This window comes from Streptomyces sp. NPDC014907, from assembly GCF_055562975.1.
In genome coordinates this window covers 463127-481564 of record NZ_JBVHEG010000001.1, presented here as the reverse complement: position 1 = coordinate 481564, position 18438 = coordinate 463127, and the positions used below count along the sequence as shown (strand labels likewise).

Sequence of the window (18438 nt, the reverse complement as noted above, 5' to 3'; positions counted from 1 at the left end):
CCGGGCGGGCCGCCTCTGTTGTTCGGTACGTCGTACGACAGCAGGAAGAGCAAGGAGAGGGAGTCCGCCGCATGGGTTCGACCATCTGCCCGGAGCGCGCACGGGGCGCCGGCCTCGACTGGACGGTGCTGCCCTCGCCCAAGGGCGCCCCCGGCCGGGCGGCGCGCGGGGCGGTTCCTCGTCTATCCTCCGAAACGAGCGGGTCCACTCCCGGGCTCGCCGCCACGCTGGAGGAGGTGGGTCCGGTCACTGGGACCGACACAGGGACCGACGAAGGCCCCGAGGAGACGACCGGGGAGCGCAACGCGCGCTTCGAACGGGACGCCCTCGGCTACCTCGACCAGATGTACTCCGCCGCGCTGCGCATGACGCGGAACCCCGCCGACGCGGAGGACCTGGTGCAGGAGACCTACGCCAAGGCGTACGGCTCCTTCCACCAGTTCCGCGAGGGCACGAACCTCAAGGCGTGGCTGTACCGCATCCTCACCAACACCTTCATCAACTCGTACCGCAAGAAGCAGCGCGAACCCCAGCGCAGCGCCGCCGAGGAGATCGAGGACTGGCAGCTCGCCCGCGCCGAGTCGCACATGTCGACCGGGCTGCGTTCCGCCGAGTCCCAGGCGCTCGACCACCTTCCCGACTCCGACGTGAAGGAAGCGCTCCAGGCGATCCCCGAGGAGTTCCGCATCGCGGTCTATCTCGCCGACGTCGAGGGCTTTGCGTACAAGGAGATCGCGGACATCATGGGGACACCCATCGGTACGGTGATGTCCCGGCTGCACCGGGGCCGCCGCCAGCTGCGCGGCATGCTCGAGGACTACGCCCGCGACCGCGGACTGGTCCCCGCGGGCGCCGGTGAGACGTCGGACGATCTGAAAGGCTCGGGCTCATGAGCTGCGGAGAGCCGCACGAGACGGATTGCTCGGAGGTCCTGGACCATCTCTACGAGTTCCTCGACAACGAGATGCCGGACAGCGACTGCACCAAGTTCGAGGTGCACTTCGAGGAGTGCTCCCCGTGCCTGGAGAAGTACGGCCTGGAGCAGGCCGTGAAGAAGCTCGTCAAGCGCTGCTGCGGCAGTGACGAGGTCCCCGCCGACCTGCGGGCCAAGGTCATGGGCCGGATCGAGCTGATCCGGGGCGGCCACGCGGTGCCCGAGCAGGACGTCACGACCGGCGCCCCGGCGGGGCCCGCCCCGCAGGAGTAGCACCCCCGCACCGGGGACGGAGGTGCGTCACGGGCACGCCTGTGCAGCACCTGGAAGTAGCACCCCCGCACCGGGGACGGAGGCGCCCGTGCCGCGGCCGTCCTTCCCCGGCGGGCGGGCACCCCCGCACCGGCGGCGGAGGCCGCCGCGACGCGATCGCGGCGGCCTCCGCCGTACCCGGCCCCGCGCCGGCCGGACGCACACGTCACCCGAAGGTGCGAATCGCCGCCACCGCCCCGCCCCGGCCCGCCCGACTCGCTAGCGTGGCGGGGATGATGGGCGTGAAGGTCATTCCCCCGGCGGCCCGCGTGTACATCGGCTGTGCCCTGCTCGCCGCCGGCGCGTGCGCCCTCCCCGCGCTGCGCCCCGGCACGCCCTGGGGCACGACCGTCCTCCTCGCCGCCCTGTACGCGCTCTGCGAACTGCCCGCCCGCTGCCCCCTCCTGAGCCGCGCCCTCGGCGGTTCCGCCCCCGTGGGGACCTGCTCCTTCTACCCCGTGCTCCTCGCCGCCGCGCTGCTCCTGCCGCCCCCCGCCGCCGCGCTCACCGCGATCCCCGGCAGCCTCCTCGCCCGCGTCGAGGAACCCCCGGCCGGCCCCCGCCGCGCCTGGCGGGCCGCCGCCGCGGCCCTCTCCGTCTGGGCCGCCGCCCACGCCTCCGGCGCCCTGGGCGGCCCGGCCGCCCCCGGACACGGCGCGGACGCCCCCGGCCTCCCGTACGCGCTGCTGCCCGCCGGCGCCGCCACCCTCGTCTTCTGCCTGGTCCTCACCGCCCTCGACGGCGGCGTCCGTGCCGCCACCGGCGGACCGTGCCCCCGGACCGCCCGGCGCGGCCTGCCCGGCCGGGCGCTCGCCCCGTACGCCGTGCACGGGCTCGCCGGGCTGATGATGGCCGTCCTGTGGCGCAGCGCGTACGGGCCGGTCGCCGCGCTCTTCGTGCTCCTGCCCGTGTACATCTCCTGCTGGGTCTTCGGCCAGTACCACCGCGAACGCGCCGCCCACCAGGCCACCATCCGCGCCCTCGTCCAGGCCGTCGACATCAAGGACCGGTACACCCGGGGCCACAGCGAACGCGTCGGCCACGCCTCCGTCCTCATCGCCCGCGAACTCGGCATGCCCGAGGACCGGCTCGACGTCGTCCGCTTCGCCGGCATCCTGCACGACGTGGGGAAGCTGGGCGTGCCCACCCGGGTGCTCCGCAAGGACGGCCCCCTCACCCCCGAGGAACGCCGGGTCATCGAACTGCACCCCGAGTACGGCCACGAGATCGTCCGGGGGATCGGCTTCCTCGGCGAGGCGCGGACCGCGATCCTCCACCACCACGAGCGCATGGACGGCAGCGGCTACCCGTACGGGCTGCGCGGGGAGGAGATCCCCGAGTTCGCCCGGATGGTCGCCGTCGCCGACGCCTTCGACGCCATGACCTCCCACCGCTCCTACAGTCGCGCCCGCCCCGTGCCCGCCGCCGTCGCCGAACTGGAACGGTGCGCGGGCACCCACTTCGACCCCCGGATGGTCGACGCCTTCGTCCGGGCCCTGGACCGGCACGGCTGGCGGCCCGCCGTCACCGCCGACGAGACCCCGCCCGACGGGAACGTGCCCCCGCCCCGGGGGGCCGGAGCCCCCGCCCCCTCGAAGGAGCACCGGTGAGGCCCGGCGCCGTCACCGTCGGCGCCGTCCACGCGGCCGCCCTGCTCCTCGGCCTCGCCGCCCTCGCCTCCGCCCTCCGGCACGGCGTCGACCGGCCCGGGGACGCCCTCGCCTTCGGCGCCCTCGTCGCCCTGGGCGAGCTCGCCCGCTGGGGCGCCGACCCCGACGAGAGGGAGCCCGCGCCGCTCGCCGCCGCCGGGGCCCTCGCGTACGCCCTGCTCGGGGAGAGCGCGGGAGGCGCCGCCGCCCACGGCGTCCTCCAGACCGTCGCCGTCGTCACCGCCGCCGGCCTCGCCGGGATCGTCCCCCACCTCGTCCGGGGCCGGGGCCCCGGCCGCGACCACCTCGCCCGCCGCGTCCTCACCGTCGCCTTCGCCGCGCTCTGCTCCCAGCCCCTCCACGGCGCCGGCACCCCCGCCGGGCACCTCGGCGAGGGCCCGTCGTACGCCCTCCTCCTCGGGCTCCTGCTCGTCCTCACCGCCCTGTGCGACGCGGTGCTCGCCGCCCTCCTGCTCCGCGCCCGCACCGGGTTCCCGTACGGCTCCCTCCTCCGCGACGAACTGCGCGCCCTCCTCGGCATCGGCTCCGCCGTCTGCGCCACCGGCACCGTCATGGCGCTCGGCGTCGCCGCCGCCGGCCTGTGGGCGCTGCCCGTGCTCGCCGTCCCGCTCCTGCTCGCCCAGGTCTCCCACCGCCGCTACGCGGCCGTTCGCACCGTCGGCCGGCAGACCATCGCCTCCCTCGCACGGGCGACCGAGGTCGCCGGCTGCACCCCGCCCGGCCACGCCCACCGGGTCGCCGCCCTCAGCGCGGCCGTCGGACGCGAGCTGGGCCTCTCCGGGACCGAGCTGACCGTCCTCGAACACGCGGCGCTCATGCACGACATCGGCCAGCTCTCCCTGGTCGACCCCGTCGAGGGCGGCGCCACCGCCCTCCTCCCGGCCGAGGAGCAGCGCCGGATCGCCCTCCTGGGCGGCGAGGTCGTCCGCAGGACCGGGGTCCCCCCGGCCGTCGCCGTGGTCGTGGAACGGCAGGCCGACCCCTACCGCGACCAGCCGCTTCCCGCCCGCATCGTCCGGGCCGTGAACGCCTACGACGACCTGGCGGGCGACGGCGCGGGTGCCGCCCTCGACGCCCTGGAACACCTCAGGCTCGGCACCGCCCGCGACTACCACCCGGACGTCGTCGAGGGCCTGGCCCGGGTCCTGGCCCGGAGCGGAACCGCTGGGGTGACCCGGGCCCTCCCGGGGTAACCCATGGGTAATGAGCGCGCGTCCGACCGGGCATGGTTGGATGCGAACAAGAGGGTGAAGCGACCGGCAGGCGGGAATCGTGAAGATCTTCGGGAAGGTACGGCATCGGCCCTCCGCCTCGTGGCGGCAGGCCACCGACCGCGCGTTCACGCTGATCGGCGACGGCCGGTACGAGGACGCGGGCGCGCTCCTCACGCGCGCGGCGGACCTGGAACCCTGGCTCTCGGAGTCCTGGTTCAACCTGGCGCTGCTGCACAAGTTCCGGCACGACTGGGAGCAGGCCAGGGCCGCCGGACTGCGCGCGGTCGCGCTGCTCGACAAGGAGACCGGCGCCCCCGACTGGTGGAACGTCGGCATCGCCGCCACCGCCCTCCAGGACTGGCCGCTGGCCCGCCGTGCCTGGCAGGCGTACGGGCTGAAGGTGCCCGGGGCCGCCGCCGACACGGGCGAGCCCGCCGGGATGGAGCTGGGCAGCGCCGCCGTCCGGCTCTCGCCCGAGGGCGAGGCCGAGGTCGTGTGGGGCCGCCGGCTCGACCCGGCCCGGCTGGAGGTCCTCTCCATCCCGCTGCCGTCCTCCGGGCGCCGCTGGGGCGAGGTCGTCCTCCACGACGGCGTGCCGAACGGCGAGCGCACCACCACCGCGGGCCCCTCCTACCCGGTCTTCGACGAGATCGAGCTGTGGGCGCCCTCGCCCGTCCCCACCTGGGTGGTCCTCCTGGAGGCCGCCACCGAGGCCGACCGGGACGCCCTGGAACAGCTGGCCGCCGAGGCGGGCTTCGCCGCCGAGGACTGGTCGTCCTCCGTGCGCCTCCTCTGCCGCGCCTGCTCCGAATCCACCATGCCGAGCGCCGAGGGCGAGGGCGAGCACTCCGACCCGCACGACCACAGCGAGCCCGGGCACCCCGGGCCGCTCGGACACCGCTCGCCCGGCGAGCTGTGGGTGCCGGAGCGGGAGTGCGGCATCGCGGCCCCGGCGAGCCTGGTGCGCGGGCTCCTCGACGGCTGGGTGGCGGACAGTCCGGACAGCCGCGAGTGGCGGGATCTCGAAGAGGTCTGCTGAGCGCCCTCCCCGTGCCCCGTAGGCTGTCCTCCGACGGAATCGGGTTTTCAGGAAGGCGCGGCCGGACATGGCGCAGCAGGAGACGGACGAGCAGACGCAGATCAACGACGGCTTCGTCGTGGACACGGAGGACTGCGAGGCGCGCGAGCTCGCCCACCGCGAGCGCGGCAAGGCCCGCCCGATCACGGTCGTCGGCAACCCCGTGCTCCACCGGGAGTGCAAGGACGTCACCGAGTTCGGCGACGAACTCGCGGCGCTGATCGACGACATGTTCGCCAGCCAGAGGGCCGCCGAGGGCGTGGGCCTGGCCGCGAACCAGATCGGTGTGGACCTCAAGGTCTTCGTCTACGACTGCCCGGACGACGAGGGCGTCCGGCACACCGGCGTCGTGGTCAACCCGGTCCTCCAGGAGCTGCCGGCCGAGCGGCGCGTCCTGGACGAGTCCAACGAGGGCTGCCTCTCCGTGCCGACCGCCTACGCCGAGCTGGCCCGCCCCGACTACGCCGAGGTCCACGGCCAGGACGCCCGGGGCAACCCGATCAAGGTGCGCGGCACCGGCTACTTCGCCCGCTGCCTCCAGCACGAGACGGACCACCTGTACGGCCGCCTCTACATCGACCGCCTCTCCAAGCGGGACCGCAAGGACGCCCTGCGCCAGATGGCGGAGGGCACCCCGCGCTACGAGACGGTCCCCAACGACTGATCCACGCGCGCGTACGCGGAAGGGCCCCGCACCGATGCCGGTGCGGGGCCCTCTCCCGTACGTCCTAGAAGTCCTCGTCCAGGTCCACCGAGCCCTCGACCGCCACCTGGTAGGCGGACGGGCGGCGCTCGAAGAAGTTGGTCAGCTCCTGGACGCCCTGGAGCTCCATGAAGGAGAACGGGTTCTCCGAGCCGTACACCGGGGCGAAGCCGAGGCGCTGGAGGCGCTGGTCGGCGACGCACTGGAGGTACTCGCGCATCGACTCGGTGTTCATGCCCGGCAGGCCGTCGCCGCACAGGTCGCGGCCGAACTGGAGCTCCGCCTCCACGGCCTCCTTCAGCATGTCGGTGACCTGCTGCCGGAGCTCGTCGTCGAACAGCTCCGGCTCCTCCTTGCGGACGGTGTCCACGACCTCGAAGGCGAAGTTCATGTGCATCGTCTCGTCGCGGAAGACCCAGTTGGTGCCGGTCGCCAGGCCGTGCAGCAGGCCCCGGGACCGGAACCAGTACACGTAGGCGAAGGCGCCGTAGAAGAACAGGCCCTCGATGCACGCCGCGAAGCAGATCAGGTTCAGCAGGAAACGGCGCCGGTCGGCCTTGGTCTCCAGGCGCTCGATCTTCTCCACCGAGTCCATCCAGCGGAAGCAGAACTGCGCCTTCTCGCGGATGGAGGGGATGTTCTCGACGGCGTCGAACGCGGCGGCGCGGTCGTCCGGGTCGGGCAGGTAGGTGTCGAGCAGCGTCAGGTAGAACTGGACGTGCACGGCCTCCTCGAAGAGCTGCCGGCTCAGGTAGAGCCGCGCCTCGGGGGAGTTGATGTGCTTGTAGAGCGTCAGGACCAGGTTGTTCGCCACGATCGAGTCGCCGGTCGCGAAGAAGGCGACCAGACGTCCGATCATGTGCTGCTCACCGGGGGTGAGCTTGGCGAGGTCGGCGACGTCCGAGTGGAGGTCGACCTCCTCGACGGTCCAGGTGTTCTTGATGGCGTCCCGGTAGCGCTCGTAGAAGTCCGGGTAGCGCATGGGGCGGAGGGTGAGTTCGAAGCCCGGGTCGAGCAGGTTCTTCTGTTCGGTGGAGCTCATTACTGGCAGGCCTCGCAGGACTCGGGGTTTTCCAGGGAGCAGGCGACCGCGTCGGGGTCGGAGGCCTGCTGGACGGGGAGGGGCGCGGCCGCCGCCGTCGACGCCCGGGCGGCGCGGGCGATCCGGGTCGCCGGGCGGGAGCGCAGGTAGTACGTCGTCTTCAGGCCCTGCTTCCAGGCGTACGCGTACATCGACGACAGCTTGCCGATGGTGGGCGTCTCCAGGAACAGGTTCAGCGACTGCGACTGGTCGAGGAACGGGGTGCGGGCGGCGGCCATGTCGATCAGGCCGCGCTGCGGGATCTCCCAGGCCGTGCGGTACAGCTCGCGCACCTCGGCCGGGACCCAGGTGAAGCCCTGCACCGAGCCGTTGGCGTCGCGCAGCGCCTCGCGGGTCTGCGCGTCCCACACGCCGAGCTCCTTCAGCTCGGCCACGAGGTACGAGTTGACCTGGAGGAACTCGCCCGACAGCGTCTCGCGCTTGAACAGGTTGGAGACCTGCGGCTCGATGCACTCGTACACCCCGGCGATCGAGGCGATCGTCGCGGTCGGCGCGATGGCGAGGAGCAGCGAGTTGCGCATGCCGACGGCGGCGATCCGCTCGCGCAGCGCGGCCCAGCGCTCCGGCCAGTTCAGCTCGACGTCGTAGTGGTCGGGGTGCAGCACGCCGCGGGCGGCGCGGGTCTTCTCCCAGGCCGGGAGCGGACCGTTGCGCTCGGCGAGGTCGGCGGAGGCCTCGTACGCGGCGAGCATGATCCGCTCCGCGATCCGGGTGGAGAGCGCCCGCGCCTCCGGGGAGTCGAAGGGCATCCGCAGCTGGAAGAAGACGTCCTGGAGGCCCATGGCGCCCAGGCCGACCGGACGCCAGCGGGAGTTGGAGCGGCCCGCCTGCTCGGTCGGGTAGAAGTTGATGTCGACGACCCGGTCGAGGAAGGTGACGGCCGTGCGGACGGTCGCGTCCAGGCGCTCCCAGTCGATGCCGCCGTCCCGCACGAACGCGCCGAGGTTGACCGAGCCCAGGTTGCAGACCGCGGTCTCGCCGTCGTCGGTGACCTCCAGGATCTCCGTGCAGAGGTTGGAGGAGTGGACGGTGTGGCCGGGCTCGGCGGTCTGGTTGGCCGTCCGGTTCGAGGCGTCCTTGAAGGTCATCCAGCCGTTGCCGGTCTGGGCCAGGGTCCGCATCATCCGGCCGTACAGGTCGCGGGCCGGCATCGTCTTGCGGGCCAGGCCGGCCGCCTCGGCCCGGCGGTAGGCGGCGTCGAACTCGTCGCCCCACAGGTCGACCAGCTCGGGCACGTCCGACGGGGAGAACAGCGACCACTCGGCGTCGGCGTTCACGCGGCGCATGAACTCGTCCGGGACCCAGTGCGCCAGGTTGAGGTTGTGCGTGCGGCGCTGGTCCTCGCCCGTGTTGTCGCGGAGCTCCAGGAACTCCTCGATGTCCGCGTGCCAGGTCTCCAGGTAGACGGCGGCGGCGCCCTTGCGGCGGCCGCCCTGGTTCACGGCCGCGACGGAGGCGTCCAGGGTCTTCAGGAACGGCACGATGCCGTTCGAGTGCCCGTTGGTGCCCCGGATCAGGGAACCGCGGGCGCGGACGCGGGAGTACGAGAGGCCGATGCCGCCCGCGTGCTTCGAGAGGCGCGCGACCTGGTGGTAGCGGTCGTAGATGGAGTCCAGCTCGTCCTGCGGAGAGTCCAGGAGGTAGCAGGAGGACATCTGCGGGTGACGGGTGCCGGAGTTGAAGAGCGTCGGCGAGGACGGCAGGTAGTCGAGCCGGCTCATCAGGCCGTACAGCGCGGCCACTTCGTCGAGCGCGCGGACGCTCTCGTCCTCGGCCAGGCCGCAGGCGACGCGCAGCATGAAGTGCTGGGGGGTCTCGATCACCTTGCGGGTGATCGGGTGGCGCAGCAGGTAGCGCGAGTAGAGGGTGCGCAGGCCGAAGTAGCCGAAGCGGTCGTCGCCGGCCGGGTCGATCGTCGCGTCGAGCCGGTCGGCGTGCAGCGCGACGAACCCGGCGGTGCGGTCCGCGATCAGGCCCTCGCGGTGGCCGACGGCCACGGAGGCGGAGAAGACGGCGGAGCCCTGGGAGGCGGCCTCGTCCGCGATGGTGATGGTGAGGAGCCGGGCGGCGAGCCGGGAGTAGGCGGGGTCCTCGGCGATGAGGCCGGCGGCCGCCTCGGTGGCCAGCTCGCGCAGCTCCGCCTCGTCCGACGCGGCGCTGCGGCCGCGGAGCGCGGCGGCGGCGACCTTGCCGGGGTCGGTGTCGGGGAGATCGGCGGTGAGGTCGGTCAGGGTCCGCAGCAGCACGGTCCCGGGTCCGTCGCTCTCGACCGCGGAAGCCTCGGCCGAAGCCGGATCGGCGGGCGCGATGGTCACGTGGGGGCTCTCCCTCGCTCGGCTCGGGGCCGCGGGGAGGGAAGGCGGGCGGGCGGGCGTCCAGGCACGACGCGCCGCGTCCACCGGCCCACTCCGCGAGGCCCGGACGTCTGTAGGCACCCGGAACGGACGGACCGGGCGCGCTGGTCGCAGGTGCTCGGACTCGCTCCGGACGAAACCGCACGAAGCACACCGTTGCGGGACAGTTCCGGATTCGCGCCGGATTCCCCTGCGTCGACAGCGAGGACGAGCATACATGTGGGGGGCACCGCTCGCGGCACCCCCCACATGTTGTGTCACGACTCGGGACGGTGGGGAGGCTCAGAACTCCAAGGAGTAGGTGAGCAGGGGGTGATCGGGGATCGGCTCCCAGTCCCGGTGCGGGGTGCGGACGAAGCCCAGACGCTCGTAGATCCGGTGCGCGGAGGTCATCACGGAGTCCGTGGAGAGCACGATCCGGGCGCACCCCGGGAGGGCCCGCGCCCGGTCGGCACAGGCCCGTACGAGCGCCTCCCCGATGCCCCGGCCGCGGGCCTCCCGGGCGACCACGAGCATCCGGAACTCGGCCTCGCCCTCCACGGCGATGTCGGCCCACGGCGTGCCGCCCCGGGCGAAGGTCACCCCGCCGACGATCCGGCCCGGCGCGGCCCCGGTGTCCTCCGCGACGAGGACCTCGCTCTCGCGGGCCCGCCGCGCCGTGTCCCGCAGCACCGCCAGGTAGGAGTCCTCGGCCCCGTACGCCAGCAGTCCGTCGTCCAGATAGGTGCGCCCGGTCAGCTCGCCGAGCGCCTCGTACTCCTCGGGCCGTACCGCCCTGATCGTGAAGTCCATGGGGGCAGTGTGCCCGCCGGGGACGCGACGGGGCCCGGGGGTCTCCCGACGGGAGGCCCCCGGGCCCGTCACGCGCGCGCGTGCGTGCGGAATCAGCGCGTCGGCGCGGTGATCTCCTCCATCTCGGTCTTCACGCCCGGGTCGCCGGCGTCCGCCGTGTAGTCCGACGGCGAGGTCTCGTCCACGCCCTCGGGGGCCTTGGCGGCCTTGAGGACGAAGGTGAGGACCACGGTGACCAGGACGTTGAGGACGAAGGCGGTGAGACCGATGTAGCCGATCTCGCCGATGCCCGGGATCTCGGCGGAGGAGCCGCCGAAGTGCTTCTGGGTCGGGCTGGCGACGCCGTAGGCGGCGACCGTGCCGTAGACCATGCCCACGGCCCAGCCCGCGAGCAGCGCCCAGCGGTGGAACCAGCGGGTGAACAGGCCGCCGACCAGGGCCGGGAAGGTCTGCAGGATCCAGATGCCGCCGAGGAGCTGGAAGTTGATCGCGACCGTCTTGTCCATGGTGAGGACGAAGACGAGCGCGCCGACCTTCACCAGGAGCGAGACGATCTTGGAGACCTTGGTCTCCTGCGCCGGGGTGGCGTCCGGCTTGATGAAGTCCTTGTAGATGTTCCTGGTGAAGAGGTTGGCGGCGGCGATCGACATGATCGCGGCGGGGACGAGCGCGCCGATGCCGATCGCGGCGAACGCGACGCCCGCGAACCAGTCCGGGAACATGGTCTCGAAGAGCTGCGGGATGGCGAGCTGGCCGTTCTTCACCTGGATGCCGGCGGCGATCGCCATGAAGCCCAGCAGCGCGAGCAGGCCCAGCATCAGCGAGTACAGCGGCAGGATCGTGGTGTTGCGGCGGATGACCTCGCGGCTCCGGGACGACAGCGTCGCCGTGATGGAGTGCGGGTACATGAAGAGCGCGAGCGCCGAACCGAGCGCGAGCGTCGCGTACGTCCACTGGCCGGCCTCGCCGGGGACGAGCGCGCCGCGCGGCTTGCCGGTCGCCGGGTTGGTCTGCGCGAAGGCCTCGCCCGCCTTGCTGAAGATCTCGTCGAAGCCGCCCAGCTTGATCGGGATGTAGATGATCGCCACCGCGATGACGAGGTAGATCAGGGTGTCCTTGACGAAGGCGATGAGGGCGGGCGCGCGCAGGCCCGAGGAGTACGTGTACGCCGCGAGGACGCCGAAGGCGATGAGCAGCGGCAGGTCCTTGACGAACCAGTGCGTGGTCTCGCCGCCGCCGACGCCCATCACGTCCAGGACGGCCTGGATGCCGACGAGCTGGAGCGCGATGTACGGCATGGTGGCGAGGATGCCGGTGACCGCCACCGCGAGCGACAGGCCCTTGGAGCCGAAGCGGCCGCGCACGAAGTCGGAGGTGGTGACGTATCCGTGCTTGTGCGACACCGACCACAGGCGGGGCAGGAAGGTGAAGATCAGCGGGTACACCAGGATGGTGTACGGCACGGCGAAGAAGCCGGCCGCGCCCGCCGCGTAGATGGCCGCGGGGACGGCGACGAAGGTGTACGCGGTGTAGAGGTCGCCGCCGAGCAGGAACCAGGTCACCCAGGTGCCGAAGGACCGGCCGCCCAGGCCCCACTCGTCGAGGCTGTGCTCGTTCTCGGCCTTGCGCCACTTGGCCGCCAGGAAGCCCATGACCGTGACGGCCACGAAGAAGAAGACGAAGACGCCGAGCGCCACGCCGTTCACGCCGTCCTTCATCGCGCGTCACCCCCCTTGCGGGACCGCTGGTCCCGCTGCCACAGCTTGTACGCGATCATGGTGAGCGCGGTGGAGACCAGCACCCAGAGCATCTGGTACCAGTAGAAGAAGGGGATGCCGGCGAAGAGCGGTTCCGTCTTCGCGTAGGAACCCACCCAGAGCACCGCCACGAACGGGGCGACGAGGCAGAGCGCGATCACCACCCGCAGGGGGGTGACGACCGGCCGCCGTTCCGGCGCCGCTTCCTCGTGTGGTGTCTTCCCTCGTGCCGCTTCTGGCATGGCGATTCCGTCCCCTCGCTGATCACCTCGGTAGTGCTGGGGAAATCTAGGGGACACGTCCGCTCCATGGAACCCCCGTCCGCATAACGGATGGGACGCGCCGGTGGAGGTGTGGTGAGGACGGGCGCGCCGGGCCCGGGGCGCGCCGGGCCGGGGCGCCCGCCGGGGGACGGGCCCCGGAAACGCCGGACGGCCGCACCCGCGCGGGTGCGGCCGTCCGGACGGAGGGCACGGGGCGGTGGCGCCGTTCAGCCGTGGGGGCGCTGGAGCCGTGCCACGAACTTGTACCGGTCGCCGCGGTAGACGGACCGCACCCACTCCACCGGCTCCCCCCGGGCGTCCAGCGAGTGGCGGGAGAGCATCAGCATCGGCAGGCCCACGTCCGTGCCGAGCAGGCCGGCCTCGCGCGGGGTGGCGAGGGAGGTCTCGATGGTCTCCTCCGCCTCGGCGAGGTGCACGTCGTAGACCTCGGCGAGCGCGGTGTAGAGCGAGGTGTACTTCACGAGCGAGCGGCGCAGGGCGGGGAAGCGCTTCGCCGACAGGTGGGTGGTCTCGATCGCCATCGGCTCCCCGCTGGCGAGCCGCAGGCGCTCGATGCGCAGCACCCGGCCGCCGGCCGTGATGTCGAGCAGTCCGGCGAGGGTGTCGTCGGCGGTGACGTAGCCGATGTCGAGGAGCTGGGAGGTCGGCTCCAGCCCCTGGGCGCGCATGTCCTCGGTGTAGGAGGTGAGTTGGAGGGCCTGGGAGACCTTGGGCTTGGCCACGAAGGTGCCCTTGCCCTGGATGCGCTCCAGCCGTCCCTCGACGACCAGTTCCTGGAGCGCCTGGCGCACGGTGGTGCGCGAGGTGTCGAACTCGGCGGCCAGGGTCCGTTCCGGCGGGACCGGCGTGCCGGGCGGCAGGGTCTCCGTCATGTCGAGCAAGTGGCGCTTCAGGCGGTAGTACTTGGGCACGCGCGCGGTGCGGGTGGGTGTCCCGCTCTCCGTCTCCGTACCGTCCGCGTCCGTGGCCATGGCGTGCCTTCCCGACTCCTGTGCTGTTGCCGTCACCGGCTCCTCCGTCTGTCGCGGCTCACATGGTGGCACGCCTCGTGTGCCTCCACGGTTTCTCCTGCCGATACGTGCCGGGTCGGCGAGGAGGAGTCGTCCCTGTGCTTCTTATACACCGAGAGATCCACGGTTGGTCTAGGCCATCTCGGTCGAGCGGGGTGCCGGAGGGGCGCGGCGCGGCCGGGGCGGGGCGCGGTCCGGGGCCGCGGGGCGGCGCGCCCGGTCGCCGGGCGGGCTGCCGGCGGGGACGGGCGGTGCGCCGGCGGGGGCGGGCGGGAAGAGGTGTCGGTCCGGTAACGGACCCGGATACCCGTCTTGCGCACCCTTGACACCCAAAAAGGTCTAGGCCAAGCTCCGGGTACTGGTCTAAACCATTAAAGACCAGGTCCCAGCCCCACGAGCATTACCCGACGTATGTCTTCGCGCGGTGGGCAGGGGGGTTGCAGGCATCCCTGAGGAGGGTGGCGTGAAGCGCAAGCTCATCGCGGCGATCGGTGTCGCGGGCATGATGGTCTCTATCGCGGCGTGCGGCGGCTCGGACGGCAAGGGCGGTGGCAACGCCGGCGGCGACGCCAAGGAGATCACCGTCTGGCTGACCGTCGACGCCCAGAACAACTGGCCCGAACTGGTCAAGGCCGCCGACGACGCCGTGACCAAGAAGCACCCCGGCATCACGATCAAGCACGAGTACTACGGCTGGCCGGACAAGAACACCAAGCTGGACGCGGTCCTCGCCACGGACAAGGCCCCGGACGTTGTCGAGATGGGCAACTCCGAGATGATCAGCTACATGGCCAAGGGCGCCTTCGCCGAGATCGACCCGTCGAAGTTCGAGAACTCGGACAAGTGGCTCGACGCCCTCAAGGCCTCGGTCACCTACAACGGCAAGACCTACGGCGTCCCCTACTACGCCGGCGGCCGCGTGGGCACCTGGCGCAAGGACATCGCCGCCGAGGCCGGCGTGAAGGCCGCCCCGAAGACCTGGGCCGAGCTGACCGCCGCCCTCGACGCCATCCAGGCGAAGAAGGGCGACAAGTTCAGCGCCTGGTACCAGCCGTCGCCGGACTGGTACGGCGCGATGTCCTTCGTCTACGACGCGGGCGGCTCCATCGCCAAGCAGGACGGCGAGAACTGGAAGGCGAACCTCTCCTCGCCGGAGTCCGTCAAGGGCCTCAACGCCTACAAGGACATCCTCGACAAGTACATGCACGGCGACAAGACGAAGGACGAGTCCGACCGTCCCGTCGTCTTCGGCCAGGGCAAGTCCGCGACGATCTTCGCCGCCGGCTGGGAGGGCGCCACCGCCGCCGACCCGAAGACCGACAAGGTCGGCGGGCTGAAGGACAAGCTCGAGAACTTCGTGATGCCCGGCCCGTCCGGCAAGAACCTCCCGGTCTTCCTCGGCGGTTCGGACCTGGCCATCCCGGTCAAGTCCAAGGCGCAGGGCGTCGCGGCCGAGTGGATCGCCGCCTTCACCGGCGCCGAGGGCCAGAAGGGCCTCGTCGCCAAGGGCAACCTGCCCAACAACAAGACGGCCCTCGCCCCCCTGAAGAACGACCCGGCCACCGCCGTTCCGGCCACCGCCGCCGAGCTGAGCTACTTCGTCCCGACCGCCCCCGGCTGGGGCCAGGTCGAGAAGGCCCAGATCCTCAAGACGATGCTCGTCGACATCGCCAAGGGCAAGCCGGTCGAGGAGGCCGCCAAGGCCGCCGACGCCGCGATCGACAAGGTCATCAACACCAAGTGACCCGTGGGCAGGGCCCCGTCGCACGACGGGGCCCTGCCGCCCGTACCAGGAGAGGGATCGCTGAGGAGCACGGGATGAGTGCCGCAGACACAACCACCGCGAAGGTGCCGCCGGTGCGGCAATCGCCACCCTCCGGCGCCACGGCCGGAGCCCCGGGGAAGCCCGGCAGGAAGTCGAACGGCGGGGCGGGCGTCCCATGGCTGCTCCTCGCGCCATGCCTCCTGGTCCTGCTCCTGGTGCTGGGCTACCCGCTGGTCCGCCTGGTCACCCTCTCGTTCCAGAAGTTCGGCCAGCCCCAGCTCTGGGGCTTCCAGGAGGCGGAGTCGGCCGGCTTCGACAACTTCGCCAGGATCCTCGGTGACGGCGAGTTCTGGACCGTCGTCCTGCGCACGGTCGTCTTCGCGGCCGGCGCCGTGATCGCCACCATGGTCCTGGGCATGCTGATCGCGCTCCTGCTCCAGCGGGTCTCCGGCTGGGTCAAGGCGCTCATCAACATCGTGCTCGTGGCGAGCTGGGGCATGCCCATCATCGTCGCGACCGCCATCTTCAAGTGGCTCTTCGACGCCGACTACGGCGTACTGAACTGGCTGCTCAGCCGCCTCCCCGGCGTCGACATGATCGGCCACAATTGGTTCGCCAGCGGCCCCCAGGGCCTCGCGGTGATCATGCTGCTCGTCGTCTGGGGCGCGGTCCCCTTCGTGGTGATCACCCTGAGCGCCGGCCTCACCCAGGTGCCCAAGGAGCTCGAAGAGGCCGCCCGGCTCGACGGGGCGGGCGCCTGGGGCGTCTTCCGCTTCGTCACCCTGCCCGTCCTCAAGCCCATCATCGTCATGCTGACCACGCTCTCGGTCATCTGGGACATGGGCGTCTTCCCGCAGGTCTACGTGATGCGCAACGGGCACCCCGAGCCCGAGTTCCAGCTCCTCACCACGTACTCCTTCGACCGGGCCTTCGTCGTCAACGACTACGGCACCGGCTCGGCGATCGCGCTCGTCACGGTCCTCCTCCTGCTCGGCGTCGTCGCCGTCTACATGCGCCAGATGCTCAAGATCGGAGATGTGGAGTGAGCGCCGCCCACGCCCCCGCGAACGCGGCCGCCAAGGTCCCGGCACCCGTGGTCCGCCGCCGCACGTCCAAGGCCGGCTGGAACCTCCTCGGCCTGCTCGTCGTCGTCACGGCCGGCTTCCCGGTCTACTGGATGGTCAACACGGCGTTCAAGCCGGCCAAGGACGCCATCGACCCCGACCCGCACTTCTTCCCGTCGGCCTTCACGCTGGACAACTTCCGGCGGGCCCTCGACATCGCGGACTTCTGGGGCCCGGTCGTCCGCAGCCTCGTCGTCTCGCTCGTCGTGGTCGTCATCGGCATCGCGGTCGGCCTGCTCGCCGCCCTCGCGATCTCCCGCTTCGCCTTCCGCGGCCGCAAGATCGTGATCGTCGGCATCCTCGCGGTCCAGATGATCCCGCTCGTCGCCATGATCATCCCGGTCTTCCTGCTCCTCAACGACCTCGGGCAGTACGACAGGATCAGCGGTCTGGTCATCACCTACCTGACCTTCATCCTCCCCTTCACGGTCTGGACCCTCCGCGGCTTCATCGTGAACATCCCCAAGGAGCTGGAGGAGGCCGCCCAGGTCGACGGCTGCACCCGCACCGGCGCCTTCGTCCGCGTCGTCTTCCCGCTGCTCGCGCCGGGCATGGTCGCCACCTCGGTCTACGGCTTCATCCAGGCGTGGAACGAGTACCTGTACGCCCTGATGCTGATGAGCCAGCCGAACCAGACGGCCACCGTCTGGCTGAGCAACTTCATCACCAAGAACGGCACCGAGTACGCCCCGATGATGGCCGGCTCCACGATGATGGCCGTCCCCATCGTGATCCTCTTCCTCCTCGTCCAGCGCAAGATGGCCGCGGGTCTCACGGCCGGTGCGGTGAAGGGATAACGGCTCCCCATGACGACACTCGTACAAGGCACGGACACCCTGACGCGTGACGCGCTCACGGTCCTCCAGCCCGGCTTCGTCGGCACCACCGCCCCCGACTGGCTGCTCCGCCGCATCGGCGAGGGCCTGTCGTCGGTCGGCCTCTTCGGCCGGAACATCGCCACCCCCGACCAGCTCACCGCGCTCACCGCGCAGCTCAGGGCCGAGCGGGACGACGTCCTCGTCGCCATCGACGAGGAGGGCGGCGACGTCACCCGGCTCGAGGTCAGGCAGGGCTCGTCCTTCCCCGGCAACTACGCGCTGGGCAGCGTCGACGACGTCGGGCTCACCCGGGCCGTGGCCCGCGAGCTCGGCCGCCGGCTCGCGCGGTGCGGAGTGGACCTCAACTGGGCCCCCTCGGCGGACGTCAACTCCGATCCCGAGAACCCGGTCATCGGCGTCCGGTCCTTCGGCGCGGACCCGGACCTGGTGGCCCGGCACACCGTCGCGTACGTCGAGGGCCTCCAGGGCGTCGGGGTCGCGGCCTGCACGAAGCACTTCCCCGGACACGGCGACACCAACGTGGACTCCCACGACGCGCTGCCCCGGATCGATGTGGACCTCGCCACACTCCACGCCCGTGAGCTGGCACCTTTCCGCGCGGCCGTCGCCGCGGGTACCAAAGCGGTCATGAGCGCGCATATCCTTCTGTCCGCGCTCGACCCCCACCGTCCGGCCACCCTGAGCCCGCAGATCCTGACCGGTCTGCTGCGCCGGGAGCTGGGCTTCGAGGGGCTGATCGTCACCGACGGCATGGAGATGCGGGCCGTCTCGGCGACGTACGGCATCGAGCGCGGATCGGTCCTCGCCGTCGCCGCGGGCGCCGACGCCATCTGCGTCGGCGGCGGGCTGTGCGACGAGGACACCGTACTGCGGCTGCGCGACGCGCTCGTCGACGCGGTGCGGACCGGTGAACTGCCCGAGGAGCGGCTGGCCGACGCCGCGGCGCGCGTGCGCGCCCTGGCGGCCTGGACCCAGGCGCACCGGGCCAGGGGGGCTGGGTCGGTGCCGGGCGCGGCAGTGCAGGAGGGGACCGCGCCCGGCACCGACATCGGACTCGTCGCGGCCCGCCGGGCCCTCAGGGTGACCCGCGGCGACCGACCGTACGCGCCGGTGACCGGCGCCCCCTACGTGGCCTCCTTCACCCCGGTCGCGAACTTCGCGGTCGGCGACGAGACGCCCTGGGGCGTCGCGGCGGAGCTGGAGCGCCTCCTGCCCGGCACGGAGACCGGATCGTACGGAGAGTCCTCCGTGGACGCCGTCCTGGCCGCCGCGGGGGAGCGCCGCATCGTGGCGGTCGTGCGCGACGCCCACCGGCACCCGTGGATGACCGAGGCCCTGGACGGCCTCCTCGCGGCCCGTCCCGACACGGTCGTGGTCGAGATGGGCCTCAACGAGGCGGAGCCGCGCGGGGCCCTGCACATCGCCACGCACGGCGCGGCCCGGGTCTGCGGCCTCGCGGCCGCGGAGGCCGTCGTCGGGACCGGCGCCTGACGGGACGCA

General features: G+C 72.1%; 16 protein-coding genes and 1 riboswitch. Of the genes, 10 read left to right on the top strand and 6 right to left on the bottom strand.

Annotated elements, in window-relative coordinates; all coding sequences use genetic code 11:
- Window positions 1-236 precede the first annotated feature (236 nt).
- The 6 genes from ACZ3IL_RS02080 (at window position 237) to def (ending at window position 5872) form a co-directional block, all read left to right on the top strand.
- A complete protein-coding gene (locus ACZ3IL_RS02080) occupies window positions 237-893 on the top strand; it encodes a sigma-70 family RNA polymerase sigma factor (RefSeq protein WP_467386773.1) in 657 nt (218 codons plus the stop codon).
- Window positions 890-1207 (top strand): mycothiol system anti-sigma-R factor, encoded by a 318-nt coding sequence (gene rsrA, locus ACZ3IL_RS02075; protein WP_467385635.1) that lies wholly within the window; start codon window positions 890-892, stop codon window positions 1205-1207. Before ACZ3IL_RS02080 ends, rsrA begins: the two co-directional genes overlap by 4 nt.
- Window positions 1208-1488: 281 nt before the next feature.
- Window positions 1489-2856, top strand: coding sequence for an HD-GYP domain-containing protein (locus ACZ3IL_RS02070; RefSeq protein WP_467385634.1), 1368 nt, complete (start codon window positions 1489-1491; stop codon window positions 2854-2856).
- Window positions 2853-4109 (top strand): HD-GYP domain-containing protein, encoded by a 1257-nt coding sequence (locus tag ACZ3IL_RS02065; RefSeq protein ID WP_467385633.1) that lies wholly within the window; start codon window positions 2853-2855, stop codon window positions 4107-4109. The genes ACZ3IL_RS02070 and ACZ3IL_RS02065 overlap by 4 nt, the downstream gene beginning before the upstream one ends.
- 79 nt (window positions 4110-4188) lie before the next feature.
- Window positions 4189-5169, top strand: coding sequence for a tetratricopeptide repeat protein (locus ACZ3IL_RS02060; protein ID WP_467385632.1), 981 nt, complete (start codon window positions 4189-4191; stop codon window positions 5167-5169).
- A gap of 67 nt (window positions 5170-5236) precedes the next feature.
- Window positions 5237-5872, top strand: coding sequence for a peptide deformylase (gene def / locus ACZ3IL_RS02055; protein WP_467385631.1), 636 nt, complete (start codon window positions 5237-5239; stop codon window positions 5870-5872).
- Window positions 5873-5936: 64 nt separating this feature from the next.
- Here def and ACZ3IL_RS02050 read toward each other — a convergent pair whose 3' ends face one another.
- From ACZ3IL_RS02050 to ACZ3IL_RS02025, 6 genes are all read right to left on the bottom strand, one after another.
- Complete coding sequence (locus tag ACZ3IL_RS02050) at window positions 5937-6953, bottom strand: ribonucleotide-diphosphate reductase subunit beta (protein WP_467385630.1); 1017 nt, start codon at window positions 6951-6953, stop codon at window positions 5937-5939.
- Entirely contained in the window at window positions 6953-9328 is a 2376-nt protein-coding gene (locus ACZ3IL_RS02045; RefSeq protein ID WP_467385629.1) for a ribonucleoside-diphosphate reductase subunit alpha, read from the bottom strand. The genes ACZ3IL_RS02050 and ACZ3IL_RS02045 overlap by 1 nt, the downstream gene beginning before the upstream one ends.
- A 131-nt stretch (window positions 9329-9459) precedes the next feature.
- Window positions 9460-9586: riboswitch (cobalamin riboswitch) on the bottom strand.
- A gap of 63 nt (window positions 9587-9649) precedes the next feature.
- Window positions 9650-10159, bottom strand: coding sequence for a GNAT family N-acetyltransferase (locus tag ACZ3IL_RS02040; protein ID WP_467385628.1), 510 nt, complete (start codon window positions 10157-10159; stop codon window positions 9650-9652).
- Between the two features lie 92 nt (window positions 10160-10251).
- On the bottom strand, window positions 10252-11877 hold the full coding sequence (gene mctP / locus ACZ3IL_RS02035) for a monocarboxylate uptake permease MctP (RefSeq protein ID WP_467385627.1): 1626 nt from the start codon (window positions 11875-11877) through the stop codon (window positions 10252-10254).
- A complete protein-coding gene (locus ACZ3IL_RS02030; RefSeq protein WP_467385626.1) occupies window positions 11874-12158 on the bottom strand; it encodes a DUF3311 domain-containing protein in 285 nt (94 codons plus the stop codon). The genes mctP and ACZ3IL_RS02030 overlap by 4 nt, the downstream gene beginning before the upstream one ends.
- Before the next feature lie 248 nt (window positions 12159-12406).
- Window positions 12407-13171 carry a GntR family transcriptional regulator gene (locus ACZ3IL_RS02025; protein WP_467386771.1) on the bottom strand — a complete coding sequence of 255 codons (765 nt, stop codon included), beginning with the start codon at window positions 13169-13171 and terminating at the stop codon, window positions 12407-12409.
- A 502-nt stretch (window positions 13172-13673) separates the two neighbouring features.
- Here ACZ3IL_RS02025 and ACZ3IL_RS02020 point away from each other — a divergent pair.
- The 4 genes from ACZ3IL_RS02020 (at window position 13674) to ACZ3IL_RS02005 (ending at window position 18429) form a co-directional block, all read left to right on the top strand.
- Window positions 13674-14954 (top strand): extracellular solute-binding protein, encoded by a 1281-nt coding sequence (locus ACZ3IL_RS02020; protein WP_467385625.1) that lies wholly within the window; start codon window positions 13674-13676, stop codon window positions 14952-14954.
- A 74-nt stretch (window positions 14955-15028) separates the two neighbouring features.
- On the top strand, window positions 15029-16021 hold the full coding sequence (locus tag ACZ3IL_RS02015) for a carbohydrate ABC transporter permease (protein ID WP_467385624.1): 993 nt from the start codon (window positions 15029-15031) through the stop codon (window positions 16019-16021).
- 47 nt (window positions 16022-16068) lie between these two features.
- Window positions 16069-16896: a carbohydrate ABC transporter permease gene (locus ACZ3IL_RS02010; protein ID WP_467386769.1), complete on the top strand. Its 828-nt coding sequence runs from the start codon at window positions 16069-16071 to the stop codon at window positions 16894-16896.
- Between the two features lie 9 nt (window positions 16897-16905).
- Window positions 16906-18429 (top strand): glycoside hydrolase family 3 protein, encoded by a 1524-nt coding sequence (locus tag ACZ3IL_RS02005; RefSeq protein WP_467385623.1) that lies wholly within the window; start codon window positions 16906-16908, stop codon window positions 18427-18429.
- The last annotated feature ends 9 nt before the right edge of the window (window positions 18430-18438 follow it).